This is a genomic window from Yoonia maritima, assembly GCF_003003285.1.
GTDB lineage: Bacteria > Pseudomonadota > Alphaproteobacteria > Rhodobacterales > Rhodobacteraceae > Yoonia > Yoonia maritima.
On record NZ_PVTP01000007.1, the window covers coordinates 18219 to 32287 of the forward strand.

Below are 14069 nucleotides of genomic sequence, written 5' to 3' on the forward strand. Positions count from 1 at the left end.
GCCTGGTTTACAGCTTGGGTGCTGCGATAATCTTTGGTGTGTGTATCAACGTCATGGGGTCTATATCCGACCAAAGCGGCTTCGGTTCAAGTCCCTTCGGCGACGGCTGAACCGATTGCCTACCCCAGACCTGGCTCATCGCCCTCGATATCGCTGACAATGTCTTCCGCGATCCGCGTCACCTCCGGCGCGATGTCGGTTCGCGTCAGGAATGCCCGGACTCTGTCGATGTGTTCGTCGAGCTGGAAGATCCGCGCGAACCGGTTGTTTTCAATGAAAGCGAGGCGTTTACATAATTTAGTCCGGCCATTTCAACTTCCCCTCGGATTCGAAGGTGTCGAAATTCTAGTTCGCAAACCGAGCGAGATGCATAGACGAGATGCACCTACGAGATGCAGCTGGGAATCAATTCCCAAAACGCGCTTCGCGTCTCAATCAAATCAATGAGTTATAGAAAAGCTGGCTGGGGTGGTAGGATTCGAACCTACGGTACACGCTACCAAAAAGCGTTGCCTTACCACTTGGCTACACCCCATCAGCGAGGGGGTGGATACTGCGAAGATGCGCAGTACACAAGCCCCATTTCGACAAAAAATGTCATTCTTTTAAACTATCGTCACGGAGCAGGTCTTCGGTGCTGTCTTGGTCTCGTTCTGCATCAACGATCCGGGTTAATGCGGCGTCGCTCTCGGCTTTTACAGGTTGGACGCGCGTGCTTTCGGCTGGAGGTGGTTCAGGTATGTCACGAATGATTTGAATGGCTTGGGTCGCATCCGGTATGTCAATACCAGCGTTTAGAATCGCAAGTTTTACTTGCCGTAGCGTTTCACCTTTGGCCCGAACAATTGAGCTATTATTTTGGTCAACCCAGCCAGTTACAACGAGTTCAATACCAGCGGGATGTAGGGCTTCGATCCACGCGTCAGCGGCAGGTTCTGCTAGGATAAAAGGTAAGGCCTGCACCGTTTCAGAAACGAGATTGCGAGTTTCTTGGAGGTCCGCATTGCTGTCGACCATGATTGAAAACTTGAAACGGCGCTCTGCATTTTGGCTGTAGTTTATGATCCGGCTTTTGAACACGGTGGCATTGGGGATACGAATATGGTTCCCATCAAACGACAGCAAAATCGTCGCGCGGCTGGTCAGGCGTATGACTTTGCCCTGATCTCCGTTGATTTCGACTGTATCATTCGGACGAAATGGTTGACGGATGGACAGCATGACTGATGCGATAAAGTTTTCGACAGTATCACGGACAGCAAAACCAAGCGCGAGGCCGATGATCCCGGCCGCGCCTAAGATCGTGCTTAGCAACGCGGTCGCGTTCAAGATATCCAGAGCGATAACAATGCCGAAGATAACAAAACCAATGCGAAGCAATTGCCGGTATAGGTCTGCGATAAATTGGTTCGGGGCAAGGCGTTCCCACGGATGACGCATGCGAGCGAGTGTGAAACCTACAAAAACCACCAAGGCAAAGGCGAGTGCTGCAATGGCCGCAAGCGGGAGGAATATGATAAATTGATCCACGCGCGACATGAACCTATCAATCGCGGGATTAAGGCGCTGACTGATATCGGCGGTTTCGGTTACTTGATTTTTTACCGCAACGACGCCTTCTATGCGGGCGGCTAGGGTGTCGAGGGCGCTAATCTCCATCGTCGATGTTGTTGTGCCGCGCAGGGTGACTATGCCTTCGCTGACGAGAACGGTAACATCATCATAGTTTCCAAGCTCACGCAAAATCTCTCGCATGCGGACAGCGATGTCGGCATCTTGCTGGTGATAACCTTGGGTCGTAATCGTGCCGTTCGCCTCTTGGGCGGTGGCGGGCGCAGTAAAGGATAGAAGCAGAAATAGGACGGTAATAGCGCGCATAGGGTCAATCCATGGAAATAACATGGACTGACCTTATGAATATGGCGGGTCGGGGAAAACCCCTATTACACGCGCAGTGGGTCAGCCTTAGCGAGCGCATCAAATCCCATCAGGCTTTTGACAAGGGCATCCATGTTGTCCAGTTGGATCATATTAGGCCCGTCAGACGGTGCGTTATCAGGATCTTCGTGGGTTTCAATAAACACCGCCGCAATCCCAAGCGAAACAGCCGCACGGGCCATGACCGGCGCGAACTCTCGCTGTCCGCCCGATGAGCCGCCCATGCCGCCGGGCTGTTGCACAGAGTGGGTTGCATCCATCACAACTGGGTAGCCAGTGCGCGCCATCGTTGGCAACGAGCGCATGTCGGCAACCAACGTATTATATCCAAATGAAGAACCGCGTTCCGTTAATAAGATGCGTTTGTTGCCGGTACTTTCGATTTTGGCGACAACATTGGGCATGTCCCAAGGCGCAAGGAATTGCCCCTTTTTGACATTGATAACAGCACCTGTTTCGCCAGCGGCAAGCAGTAGGTCGGTTTGGCGGCACAGGAACGCGGGAATTTGCATGATGTCGCAAACTCCAGCAACGGTTGCGCAATGTTCGGGCGCGTGAATATCGGTTAGAACGGGGCAACCGATGCTGTCTTTCACGGATTGCATCACTTTTAGGCCTTCGTCCATGCCAAGGCCGCGCTTACCACCCAACGAAGTCCGGTTGGCTTTGTCGTAGCTTCCCTTGAATACGAATTGGGCGCCGTGACGGGCGCAGACTTCAGCCATATGACCTGCGATCATTTGCGCATGGTCGGTACTTTCAAGCTGGCATGGGCCAGCGATGAGCAAAAGTGGTAGGTCATTGCTAACCGTGAGTGGGCCGATTTCGACGTTATGCATTAAGAGCTTACCTGTTCGCGAAGGATTGAGACTGTGATGGAGATGAGCAAGTAGATGCCCGCAAAAATAAGGAGTGCAAGCAAGGTGTTTTCGAATGCACGAGGGTAGGATGCTTGGTCAGGGATGACCGGATTAACGCTTTGCGATAGGTAGCGTACCTGCCTGTTGGCTTCGATCCGGGCGGTTTCCATTTGGGTAAGCGCCTGTTGCACCATGCTTGTTTGGAAGTTGTAGTTTTCCTCGGCGACCCGCAGTTCGGTATTGCGTGCAGCAAGCGACACTGCACCGGTGGACGTGCCTGTTAATTCTTCTCTGAGTTCTGAGATGAGCTGATCGATGTTTGCGATTTGGTCGCGCAATGCCTGAACTTGGATTTCGCTGGGCCGTTCAACGTTCAACCGTGATTGAAGCACGAGCGTCAACTGCTGGCGCTCACTTTCCAGCGCGTTGATCTGCCCCATCCGCGCACCGGATTCACTGCCCGCATCGATCTGCTGCATCGACTCTTGCAGTTCGAGCCAGCTTGCAAGCGCTTCGGCGCGGCGTGCTTCGGCGTCTTCATAACTTTGCAGTGCACCTGTCATTTGATCGACGCGCAAGCGGCCGGTCAGTTGGTCGACCTGTTCCTCTGCATATCCAATCAGCGCCTCAGAGAAAGCAAAGCTTGTGTTGGGGTCTGCGGCAATGACCTCCATTTTGATGATCCCTTCTGTGGGATCATAACTAATGCGGACATGGTCAGTATAAAGTTTAAAGGTTTCTTCGTTGGTCGCGTTTTCAGGAAGGCGTTGAATTGAATCGATGCGTTCGTCGCTGAAGTGCTTTTTGAAACCGTGGTCTTGCTCTAATCGCAACATCGCTTCGCGAGAGGCGAGGTAGGATTGTACCGCGATACTGTCTTGCTGCGTCGCCATTGAAGTCCCTTGAAACAGCGTAGAAAGCCCAGCAGGGCTTGCCGATTGCGACTGCGCTTGCTGGATCACGACTTCTGATTTGGTGGCGTACATTGGGGTTGCGATTGTATAGAAATACCAACCAACCATGAATGTCGGCAGCAACACAAAGAAGGCAAGTCGCGTAAACATAAGCAGCAGTTTGCGGCGGCGGCGGCGGGCAATATCAACCTGAATTTGACGGATTTCCGCGGCATGCTCGGGGTTCATTTTCAGCCCGGCTGAGCCTGCGACCTTGGCTTTGTGCCGCGGGTTTACCTTTTGAGGTAGCTGTATCTGTCCGGGTTGGCCTGCGTTACTGCTATCTTCTGGCATGACCAATTCGAGCACTGATTTCTGTTGGAATGGGTCAATACCTGCAGCACGTAACTGCCGTACTGCATCAAATTCAGAGGTAAACGTAAGGCCGCGTTTTTGGGCGACACGACGTGCCATCCGCAATTGACGCGCGGTTAGACGTTCTTTGCTGATCGCTTCGTTTTCGGTTGCGATCGCATCGGGGTCTTCTAGATGGTTTTCCGGGTTGTGGTTCTGGCCCTGAACGTTCGTTTTAGATTTGACCCCATCACGGCGGATGCGAAACCTTTTAACCTTGGGTTTAATAGTCATATGCGGCCTTTGCCTCTTCCAGTGTGTCAAACATATAGAGCTGCCCGTTTCGAAGCACCGCAGCGGTGCGGACAAAACGTTCTAATGTTGCAGCTTGATGCGACACGATAATCATCGTTGTGGTCTCAAGACGTTCACGTAAAATAGCGCCGGCTTTGCGGTTAAATTCCGCATCCGTAGACCCCGGCATACCTTCGTCAATAAGGTATATATCAAAGTCTAATGCGAGCATGAGAGCAAATGAAAAGCGTGCTTTCATACCGGTTGAATAGACCCCAATAGGCATATCGAAATATTCTTCTAAGCCGCAAAGCCAGCGGCAATACGCTTCGATGTAATCAGGGTCCAAACCGTAAAGTCGGGCAATGTACCGACAGTTTTCTTTGGCGGTCAGGCTGTTCACAACCCCCCCCATGAACCCAAGCGGAAATGACACCCGACAATCTCTGGTTATGCGTCCTTCGTCCGGTTTTTCGAGGCCCGCCATCATATTGATAAGCGTTGATTTGCCTGTGCCGTTTGGCGCAAGGATGCCCAGAGATTTGCCTAGTTCGACCCGAAAAGACACGCGATCAAGGATCACCTTGCGTTGGGTGCCTGTCCAAAAGGATTTACTGACTTCTGCAAATTCTAGCATTTCTATCCCACGATTAGCCCGCTGGTCGGGCTTACGCATCGTGACCCAGAGTCGTTAATTCTGGGTCGCGATTTTAGCGTTACGCCGTACTATCGCAAAAATGAGCGATAAATACAGCAACTTCTGTGGGTGACTGCGCCGTTTGGCGCAACACAGGCTTAGCCGTTTTGTTTTTGTACCTTGGTCAGTTTCCCAGCGACAATAGAAACAATCGCCGCAAAGAAGCTGAACAATGCACCCATTTTGGCAGCATCTTGCACCGGAATATCGCCAAGCATCACCGTGCTATCAAAGGCAACTGCAGCGATAAACAGCGACACGGTAAACCCGATTGCGGAAACGCAACCGATGACAAACAGGTCGATGATGCGCATTCCGTCAGGCAATCCCAGCCCAAGCGGACGTGCTGCGAACCATCCAAATAGCATAACCCCCAGCGGTTTACCGATAAGAAGACCGGCCAAGACCAACCACGTTGGCGACCCGATTGATGAAAATTCCACACCAGCATTTAGCAGGCCAAAGAAGAACAAGACGACCTCAACAGGGTGTTTCAGAATGTGTTCGATGTGGTTCAGTAGATCGGTAAGATATTGTTCTGCCTCAGAGAAAATACCAAATGCGCGATCTGCGTGTGGGATGGTCGGTACAATCGGCAGTAGACCCAGGGCAGGGTGAATACCGGCCTGTTGAAAGCCGTACCAGCTTGCGCATGCTGCCACGAGGTATGGCCAGAACGATAGTTTGTTACGTACCCAAGTTGATGTCGGGCGCATTTCATTACCACGGTCCATGCGACGCGGCAGGCGGTTGAACAGGTAAAAGACTGCGAGTGCGGCAAACACTGAAAGCAGCAGCCATTCTGGAGCAAGTTCGCCGGAAGGATAGAAAATCGCGAGGATAATCAGGCCCGCAGCGTCATCGGCAATTGCCAACAGAAGCAAGAACCGAACAGCCGGGTGACCGGCGCCAAACACAAGGCGACCAACAAGATAACTGAACGCAATATCCGTCGCCGTCGGAATAGCCCAGCCATTTGCAACAGCATTGTATGTTTCTGAACCTAAGAAATACGCAAGACCAAGATAAACAGAAATGGGTCCGACCATACCACCAAGCGTTGCAAACAGCGGTGTCGCTGCTTTTTTACCGCGCAAGCTGCCGTTTTGAAGAATGACGGCTTCCCAAACTTCTTTGGCGGCGATGGCAAAGAAAAACGCCATTAATACATCGTTTACAAGGTAGTGGAGCGTGAGTGTTCGGTAGGTAACCTGACCGTTTTCATCGTAATGCGCGTGCCCAACCCATGAATCATGGATCAGCTCAAACTCGACGAAATGGTGATAGCTGGTCGCATCAATGTTGGCCCAAACCAGAGCAATCGACGCTCCAATGATCAACAACAGCGAATAGTTGGTTAAAAAGTTCCAGACGCGATACATGCTATCCCCCAATTTATTTAATTCGCAAGTAAAGCAAAGGTGGCGTGTCATCAAGCTACGCAGGCGTTAACTTGTCGTGAGGGACATGATATATGAGTGCAGATGTGCAGCGAGCGTGGAGGCGCCCAGATATTAGGCGCGCATAAGGCGAAGACTTAATCAAAATGGCGCTTGAGTTTCGTATAAAGACGGAGGAATTCAACGGTTCTATATGAAAGTTCGCCTCTCTTGTGCTCTTTGGAAACATCAGTGGAATATCCACTGATATTGTGCGGTTTGATGCCTGTCATCGCTTGATCTATTACCGTCAAATCGGCTAGCCTAAATTCATAAACCCCCTTTAATTGGAGTAACTTATGTCCAATCAGCGCATTATTCGATATGATACAGCCGACACGCAGGCCGGCGGCCAAAAGCGCCCCTTTGCAAAGGCCGTACGCGCAGGAGATTACGTGCATATTTCGGGGCAAGTGCCGACAGTGAATGGTGAGGTCGTCACCGGAGGAATTGCTGCGCAAACTGAACAGGTCATTGCAAATATAAAAAACGTACTCGCGCTGGCAAGCTGTGGCATGGAGGACATCGTCAAAGTGAATTGCTGGCTGGATGACGCGCGCGACTTTTCGTCATTCAATGCCGTGTTTGAAAAACACTTTGGACCGAACCCACCCGCACGTTCGACCGTTGAGTCGCGTCTCATGGTTGATGCCAAAGTCGAAATTGACGTGTTGGCATGGAAACCGCTTTAACCCAAGGGATGATGTGTTCCGATGAAAGTACTCATTCACCAAACACAAACGACCGCTGCGGATTGCGTGGCGGGGCTTTTTGCTGATCGGCTAATGCAAAAGCCGGATACGGTTCTTGGGTTGGCAACCGGTGGCACAATGGAAGCTGTTTACAAACGGCTGATCGCCCGCCATCAAAATGCGGCTGTGAGTTTTAGTAAAGCACAGTCGTTCAATTTGGATGAATATGTTGGGCTGGCCCCGGATCATCCTTGTTCTTATTGGCACTACATGCGCGAAAAGCTGTTCAATCATGTGGACTTTGACTCGGATCGTACGTTTCTTCCACATGGCGACGCGCCGGATGCCGAGGCCGAAGCCGCCCGATATGAGGCCGCGATTGTCGGTGCCGGTGATATCGGTTTGCAGCTTTTGGGGTTGGGGGCGAATGGCCACATTGGTTTTAATGAACCGACCTCAAGCCTTGTGTCGCATACGCGGATCAAAACGCTGACTCGTTCAACCCGAGAGGCGAACGCGCGCTATTTCGATGCGTTTGATGATGTGCCGCGACTGGCGATAACGATGGGGATTGGCACAATTATGCGTGCCGATGAAATTGTTCTGCTCGCATTTGGTGCGGGCAAGGCCGATGTTGTCGCTAAGATGATTGAAGGGCCTGTTTCCGCAGCATGTCCCGCATCAATTCTGCAAATGCATCGCAAAGTGACTGTGGTCTTGGATGAAGCCGCCGCAAGTGGTTTGGCATTGCGCGCCTATTACGAAGAAGTTCACCCTGAGGTGCTTGATCCTGCGATTTGATCAAGTGCTTTGCGCAGGGCGGTAACAGACGATACGTCTGTCGCGCGCGCGTCAGTTGTTTGAAATCCAAAGTCTGAAATTTTGGGGTTATGTGGTGCTGGGGCATTGACTGAGCAAGAAGCGTGTACTTCTGTCAGGAGGAGTCTTGCTGCGAAGTCTGTTACGTTTGCCGCGTTGACCCCGCCGCCGGGCATGACTGTAATGTCCGGTTTTTCAGCCATCGCCGCCAACCGGTCCAAACCTGCCAGCGCCGTTTTTGCGCCACCAGAAGATAGGATTCTTTTGACGCCAAGTTCGGCGCAGATGTGCATTGCTTCATCAATATCGGGCGTAAGATCAATTGCGCGATGTAGTGTGATGTCTAATCCGTCTGCAGCTTGAACCAACTGTTCCAACGTTTCACCGTCTAACCGTCCGTCTGGCAAAGATGCGCCAATCACGACCCCTGCAAGTCCCGCCATTCGGACTGCGTGAATTTCAGCGACCAATCCAGCGCGTTCTGTTGCGGTCCATACAAAATCACCGGCACGTGGCCGGATCATCGCCATCGCGGGTAGGGGGGCTTCGCTTGCGATTTGCATCAACCCGGCGGATGGCGTCAGGCCCCCAACGCCAAGTGCGGCACATAATTCGATCCGATTTGCGCCGCCATCGACTGCAGCACAAATGCCTGCGGTGTCGTCAACACAGACTTCTAACGTAATCAAGATCGCACCCTTTCTAGGTAAAATAATATGGTCGCGCCTAACAATCCGCCGATTCCGCCGATGATTGACGCGGTGCCATATCCCCCCAATGATGTCCCAAGTGCAAAAAAGCCGGCCCCAATAGCTGCCCCCAGAAACATGTTCACCGCAATGAGCGATGCCGACAGCCCAGGCCGGTCTTTAATCAGGTCCAGCAAATAACTAATCGGTAGGGATATGATACCAGCGGCCGAAAACCCGGCAATCAGGCTTGCAAGATAAACCTGCCAAGGTGCTGTCGCCCCGGCCAGCGCGGCGAGATAAACGAAATATAGCCCTGCTGAAATTGCCAACGCGGTTGTCAGGTGTATTTTACGAACGACCCACGCCCAAAAGAAGATAAAAGTCACTTCGAGCAGTGCGACCAAGCCGACAAGAAACCCAATATCGGCAGCGACACCGTTTGCACGTCCCGTGACGATTAACGGTAAAACCGCTGCATTCACCGAAAGCACCTGCGTGATCAGCGCGACGCCAATGATCCGAAGAACGGTACCGGGCGCTAAAACCTTAGCGAGTTCTAAAAGCGCAGGTGCATATGCTGTCGTAGGTGTTGCTAGATTTTGATCTGGTTCAAGCCATAGTAGGATAGTCAATAAGCATCCGCCTGCAACAACGGCCGCAATGAGATAGGACAGGATCATGCTGTCTTGTTGGGCTAATATCAGGCCCACAATTCCCGGCACGACAACCCAGGCAAGCGACACCATCATGCGCATCAGGGCATTCGCGATACTGGCTTCGTCCGGGGCAAAGCTGTTGGTGTGGGCGCGTACATTGCCAAACAACATGGAATTTGTCGCATGAAAAAGCGCGAGCGGCCCAATTGTTGCAATAACAAACGTCAGTGGTGTCGGGTTGAGCCAGATCGTGCCGTAGCCGATGATTCCGAAGGACGCGACAAAGATAAGCGGTCGTCGGTAGCTTTGAAACCTGTCGGACAAATAGCCGCTGGCAATTGCGATCGTGACATGTGCGATAGATGCAATGAACGCCACCGCCGCATATGCGTTATCAGACAGTCCAAGCTCGCGAATACCAATGACTGCTTGATACGGCGATGTCGCTCCGCCAGCAAAGCCATATAGGAATATCGCAGCTGCCGACGCGCGCACCACTTTGTGGTCGCGCAGTATCGATATCCATGCGCTCATGATTAGTTTTCAAATCGCGCGGATGCTTGCGGGCTAGGGGTGAAACTGTCTCTTTGGTCGAAAGGTAGCGTCCCTTCTGCCCTGTTGATATTTGCAAGACGGGCGATGTCTTGGTTAACGACACCATCGGTTAGCGCCATCAGGTTCGGCGTTGCAATTGGCGCAAGATCGGGGGACAGATACCCCGATTTCACCACCAGCAGGCCAAATGACTTTGGGTCCAACCCAAGTCCGGCAAAGTCCGAAATATTGTGATAGGGGCGACGGCGCGCTGCAAGAACCACAGTGACCCCATCAATTTGAACGACGACTTGTCGTTCGGCTGCCGTGTCGCCCGGATGTAGGCTGCATATTTTAACTTGGCATGTGACACGACCGCCAGCAGGATCAAGCGACGCGCCGATGGTAAGAGGCAGTGTCGCGCCAACCCCAGCGTCGAAACACGCGTCAACGGCGGGGCGGTCGGTAATTCCCGCGATCAGCGCATTCTGCCAATTGCGTTCAATGAGTGATGAAAGCACATCCGCTCGGTCGCCGACACCGCCACCCGTTGGGTTGTCGCCACTATCAGCAAGGATCACGGGCTTGGTTGATGTCTGTGCTGCGATGTCTAACATTTCGTTCAGTGGGCCAGTCGTCGGGCCAAAGCGAAATTCGTCGCGGGCGTTCCAAAAGCGATTGGCAATTGTGCTGGCGGCGTCTGCGGCGGCAGTACGGTTTGTGGCCGTTACCACCGCGCAGGCTGTTGCACGGGGTTCATCTGCCCAAACATAACCAATCATCAGATCAGTGCGCCAAACGTCAGCACTTTCAAGGTCAGGTAACGCGGCATACAGCGACTTGGCTGGTTCGTCTTCGGTCGATGAACGTTCGCCGGGTAAAAGATGTGGCACTGCAGCACGCATGACACCCGGGCGCCAGCCTGTTTTTAATGCTCTCATGAGCATCGCAAATGACGCTGTCATGGTTTCTGCGACATCGATATGCGGCGCTGTACGGTAAGCGGCGAAAATGTCGATCTGATCGACGATCCGTTGTGACACGTTGCCATGCAAGTCATAGCTGACCGCGATCAGCATCTCAGGGCCGACCGCGGCGCGGACCGCCGAAATCCAATCGCCTTCGGCATCGAACATGCCATCAACATTCATTGCCCCATGCATTGCAAGATAGACAGCATCAAAGGGTTTTGCGGCTTCAAGGCGTTCCAAAAATTCGGTCTTTAACGCGTCATAGGTTTGACGTGACACAGGCCCACCCGGCACCGCGCGCGCATGCAATAGCGGTGCTATTTCGGCTTCGAAATCTTGAAGGAACGAAAAATAGTTATGTGCGGTCAGGGCGTCGCCACGCATGACGTGAAAGTCTTCGGTCTGCATAAGTACAGGAGAGTATGTCGAACATTCGGTGTGAATACCGCCAACAGCAATGCGCATGGGGTGTCCTTTGGGAAGATGAGGGAGGCTGGCGAGGCCGTGAACCGGCCTAACCATATGTTAAAGTTCAGGGTGAAGGCGGACCTGACGCGCAAAACGAAGCCAGTCCTTTTGGTCCTTTTGGGTCCATGCGGCCTCTGCCACCGCACCAAGGCGCGGAAAGACAAGGTCGTTGAACCACTGTTTGGTGGTGAAGTGTTCGCACCAGATACAGGCCTGAACGCCGCGCATCTTGCTGCGTAAATCGGCGGGAAAGTCACCTTCGGCTTCGTAGGTATAGCTTTGCTCTGGTGGGACTGGGCCCGCCCATCCCGCGCCATTTTCAAGCCAATCGGCACCCTGCACCATATCAAGATAATATGCCTGTCCGGGGGTCATCACTACATCGTATCCTTGTGCGGCAAGTTCGATCCCGACGGTTGGATTTTCCCATGCCATCAGCAAAGTGTCCTCTGGTGGGACTCCGCCACCGTGGGCAATTTCGTTCCAGCCGACCATGACTTTGCCGCGTGCGGTCAGCATTGCTTTTACCTTGCGTAAGAACCAGCTTTGCAGCTCAAATGTGCCTGCTAGGCCCTCTTTGGCCATAAGTTCTTGTGCTTTGGGCGATGTCAGCCAGGCGTTATTTGCAACTTCGTCGCCACCGATGTGAATGTACTTTGAAGGAAATATCGCAGCGATTTCGTCAAATACCCGTTCCAGCACGGTAAACGTTTCGGGGATGGCTGGGTTTAGTGCGTTATTGAAATAGCCTTGCACCGGATAGTAGCTGTTTGGGGGTTCGTCTGGATCCACAAGCGCAGGGAGCGCCGCCAATACCGCAGCGGCGTGTCCCGGTGTTTCGATTTCAGGCATAACATCGATCCCAAGGCTTTGGGCGTGAGCAACGACGCTGCGCATCTGATCTTGTGTATAATAGCCGTGCCGTTTTTCATGACCATCGCCAAGCTGTGGTAGCATCGTAGGCACGTCTGCGCCGCGGGTGGCACCTGTTTGGGTCAGCTCGGGGTAGGCAAGGATTTCTGCGCGCCAGCCTTCGTCATCGGTGAGGTGCCAATGGAAGGTGTTCATCTTGTGCCATGCTAGAATATCAACGACGCGCAGGACTTCGTCGTAGGTCCAGAAATGCCGCGATACGTCCAAGTGGCAACCGCGCCAATCATACCGAGGGGCATCAACGATACTGCCCGTTTGTGGGAAGGAAAATGCGTGATCTATCGATGCACCATGAAGCATTTGCGCCAATGCGATCAGTCCATAGCGTTGACCCGTTTCACTGCCAGAGATGATGGTTATCTCGTCACCAAAGTCGATGTGATAGCCTTCTTCTTTGATGCTTTTATCGTGTTTAAACCGCAGGCCGCGGCTTCCCAGTGTCGGGGATAGTTGAAATATGCGCTGGGCGGTTGGGAATAAACGCCCGTGCAGCGCATCAATTGAAACGACAAGCCGTCGATCTGCAATCGACATGTTTTCACTCACATGAAGAATGATAGGTGCATCCCCGGCTGTGGCATCAATTTCATTTGGCCAAGGCAGTAGCGCGAAGGGCAGCGTTAGCCGTCCTTCGGGGAGGCGCGGTGCGGGTCGCACAGGGGCTTGGCCATCATGCATCAGATCGCCAACGTGGACCTTGGCATGGGTGCCGTCAGCATAGGTAACCCAAGCGGTCTTGGCCGCGTCGTTACGGTGGAATGGCGATCTGTTGATTCCGGTTACTGAAAACGTCCAGCTGGCGCCCGGTGCAATGACCGCGTCATCGAGTGGTGCAAATTCGTGATAGTTGGCATCCCGGCGCAAGAATTTCGCACCCGTTAATAGGTGGGTCGGCATGATCCGGGTGATTGATGTGAGCGAAAGTTTGAAGTCAGTCAGTGGCGTGTCGGACAAATTGGTCAAGTTGACCGTCCATGTGCCTTCTGGGCCGGGTTCCGGGTGCCAAGTGTTTTCAAGAAAGTAAGTCATCGGGTGTCCTGTTGGCAAAGCGTCAGTAATCGTTTGATTGGCTAAAGGTGCGGGCGAGCGCGGGAATGCCAGCTGTTAATCCGCAATCGACAGGTAGGCAGGTTCCGGTAATGGCCGCAGCAAGAGGGGATGACAAAAAGCCGACTGCTTCGGCGACATCGGTAGGATGCACAATGCGCCCAAGCGCGTAATGTTCGGCGGCCTCATCAAATACGTTTGGGTTGGCTTTTGCGCGGTCTTCCCATGCTTGGGTTCTGACTGTGCCGGGGGCGACAGTATTGGCACGGATACCATAGCGGCCATATTCTACTGCGATTAATTTAGTGAGGTGGATCATGCCCGCCTTGGCGGCGGAATACGCGGGATGTCCGAAAACGCCTATTCCGTTGACCGAAGCGATATTTACGACAGCGCCTTTTGTCGCAATCAATTGATCGGCCAGCGCGCGAAACACGATATACGCTCCATCAAGGTTTAAACTGCGATCAAACTGCCAATCGTCAAGCGTGGCGGACTGCAGGCTAAGAGCGTGAGATGCCCCTGCGTTATTCACCAACGTTATCACGTCGCCCAACAACTGGGCCGTTTTTGCCATGGTCGTGCAGCTATCGGCATCGGTTATGTCAACCTGAAGCGGCTTAAATCCTTCACCCAAATGTTGTGCAGCATCTTCTGCCGCCGCAAGATCAAGGTCAGCGAGTAGAATGAGATCATGATCATGTTTCAGTCGCGCAGCAATTGCGCGCCCGATGTCACCCGCGCTTCCGGTGACGATGGCAATGCGTGGTGCCATTTTGTCC

At 52.9% G+C, this 14069-nt stretch carries 12 protein-coding genes and 1 tRNA gene; 2 read left to right on the plus strand and 11 right to left on the minus strand.

Going from position 1 to position 14069, the window contains the following annotated elements; translation table 11 throughout:
• Nucleotides 1-460: 460 nt before the first annotated feature.
• The 6 genes from CLV80_RS11180 to CLV80_RS11205 all read right to left on the minus strand — a co-directional run bounded on the left by CLV80_RS11180 (nt 461) and on the right by CLV80_RS11205 (nt 6418).
• Nucleotides 461-535, minus strand: a tRNA-Gln gene (locus tag CLV80_RS11180).
• A 62-nt stretch (nt 536-597) separates the two neighbouring features.
• Nucleotides 598-1878, minus strand: coding sequence for a mechanosensitive ion channel domain-containing protein (locus CLV80_RS11185; protein WP_106358022.1), 1281 nt, complete (start codon nt 1876-1878; stop codon nt 598-600).
• Between the two features lie 65 nt (nt 1879-1943).
• Nucleotides 1944-2777, minus strand: coding sequence for a 3-deoxy-8-phosphooctulonate synthase (kdsA, locus tag CLV80_RS11190; RefSeq protein ID WP_106358023.1), 834 nt, complete (start codon nt 2775-2777; stop codon nt 1944-1946).
• Nucleotides 2777-4339 carry a KpsE/RkpR family capsule polysaccharide export protein gene (locus CLV80_RS11195; RefSeq protein ID WP_106358024.1) on the minus strand — a complete coding sequence of 521 codons (1563 nt, stop codon included), beginning with the start codon at nt 4337-4339 and terminating at the stop codon, nt 2777-2779. Before CLV80_RS11195 ends, kdsA begins: the two co-directional genes overlap by 1 nt.
• A complete protein-coding gene (locus tag CLV80_RS11200; protein ID WP_106358025.1) occupies nt 4329-4976 on the minus strand; it encodes an ABC transporter ATP-binding protein in 648 nt (215 codons plus the stop codon). The genes CLV80_RS11195 and CLV80_RS11200 overlap by 11 nt, the downstream gene beginning before the upstream one ends.
• Before the next feature lie 158 nt (nt 4977-5134).
• On the minus strand, nt 5135-6418 hold the full coding sequence (locus tag CLV80_RS11205) for a Na+/H+ antiporter NhaA (protein WP_106358026.1): 1284 nt from the start codon (nt 6416-6418) through the stop codon (nt 5135-5137).
• 356 nt (nt 6419-6774) lie between these two features.
• Between CLV80_RS11205 and CLV80_RS11210 the strand changes: the two genes are divergently transcribed.
• Both CLV80_RS11210 and nagB read left to right on the plus strand, forming a co-directional pair.
• Complete coding sequence (locus CLV80_RS11210; RefSeq protein ID WP_106358027.1) at nt 6775-7167, plus strand: RidA family protein; 393 nt, start codon at nt 6775-6777, stop codon at nt 7165-7167.
• 21 nt (nt 7168-7188) lie between these two features.
• Nucleotides 7189-7968 carry a glucosamine-6-phosphate deaminase gene (gene nagB, locus CLV80_RS11215; RefSeq protein WP_106358028.1) on the plus strand — a complete coding sequence of 260 codons (780 nt, stop codon included), beginning with the start codon at nt 7189-7191 and terminating at the stop codon, nt 7966-7968.
• Here nagB and CLV80_RS11220 read toward each other — a convergent pair.
• The 5 genes from CLV80_RS11220 to CLV80_RS11240 are packed head-to-tail and all read right to left on the minus strand — an operon-like array spanning nt 7938 to nt 14062.
• Nucleotides 7938-8675, minus strand: coding sequence for a copper homeostasis protein CutC (locus CLV80_RS11220; protein ID WP_243394522.1), 738 nt, complete (start codon nt 8673-8675; stop codon nt 7938-7940). The two genes, nagB and CLV80_RS11220, sit on opposite strands and share 31 nt — an antisense overlap.
• The gene (locus CLV80_RS11225) at nt 8672-9868 is read right to left on the minus strand and encodes an MFS transporter (protein ID WP_106358029.1); all 1197 of its coding nucleotides are present in this window, start codon (nt 9866-9868) and stop codon (nt 8672-8674) included. Before CLV80_RS11225 ends, CLV80_RS11220 begins: the two co-directional genes overlap by 4 nt.
• Nucleotides 9869-9870: 2 nt before the next feature.
• Nucleotides 9871-11304, minus strand: a complete 1434-nt coding sequence (locus tag CLV80_RS11230; protein WP_106358030.1) for a M81 family metallopeptidase — start codon at nt 11302-11304, stop codon at nt 9871-9873.
• Nucleotides 11305-11364: 60 nt separating this feature from the next.
• The gene (locus CLV80_RS11235; RefSeq protein ID WP_106358031.1) at nt 11365-13269 is read right to left on the minus strand and encodes a beta-N-acetylhexosaminidase; all 1905 of its coding nucleotides are present in this window, start codon (nt 13267-13269) and stop codon (nt 11365-11367) included.
• Between the two features lie 22 nt (nt 13270-13291).
• Nucleotides 13292-14062 (minus strand): SDR family oxidoreductase, encoded by a 771-nt coding sequence (locus CLV80_RS11240; RefSeq protein WP_106358032.1) that lies wholly within the window; start codon nt 14060-14062, stop codon nt 13292-13294.
• Nucleotides 14063-14069 lie beyond the last annotated feature (7 nt).

Coding starts and splice junctions, on each gene's coding strand:
- CLV80_RS11210 (WP_106358027.1), top strand. CDS start 6,775: ATGTCCAATCAGCGCATTATTCGATATGATACAGCCGACACGCAGGCC.
- CLV80_RS11230 (WP_106358030.1), bottom strand. CDS start 11,304: ATGCGCATTGCTGTTGGCGGTATTCACACCGAATGTTCGACATACTCT.
- CLV80_RS11235 (WP_106358031.1), bottom strand. CDS start 13,269: ATGACTTACTTTCTTGAAAACACTTGGCACCCGGAACCCGGCCCAGAA.
- CLV80_RS11185 (WP_106358022.1), bottom strand. CDS start 1,878: ATGCGCGCTATTACCGTCCTATTTCTGCTTCTATCCTTTACTGCGCCC.
- CLV80_RS11200 (WP_106358025.1), bottom strand. CDS start 4,976: ATGCTAGAATTTGCAGAAGTCAGTAAATCCTTTTGGACAGGCACCCAA.
- CLV80_RS11240 (WP_106358032.1), bottom strand. CDS start 14,062: ATGGCACCACGCATTGCCATCGTCACCGGAAGCGCGGGTGACATCGGG.
- CLV80_RS11225 (WP_106358029.1), bottom strand. CDS start 9,868: ATGAGCGCATGGATATCGATACTGCGCGACCACAAAGTGGTGCGCGCG.
- kdsA (WP_106358023.1), bottom strand. CDS start 2,777: ATGCATAACGTCGAAATCGGCCCACTCACGGTTAGCAATGACCTACCA.
- nagB (WP_106358028.1), top strand. CDS start 7,189: ATGAAAGTACTCATTCACCAAACACAAACGACCGCTGCGGATTGCGTG.
- CLV80_RS11195 (WP_106358024.1), bottom strand. CDS start 4,339: ATGACTATTAAACCCAAGGTTAAAAGGTTTCGCATCCGCCGTGATGGG.
- CLV80_RS11205 (WP_106358026.1), bottom strand. CDS start 6,418: ATGTATCGCGTCTGGAACTTTTTAACCAACTATTCGCTGTTGTTGATC.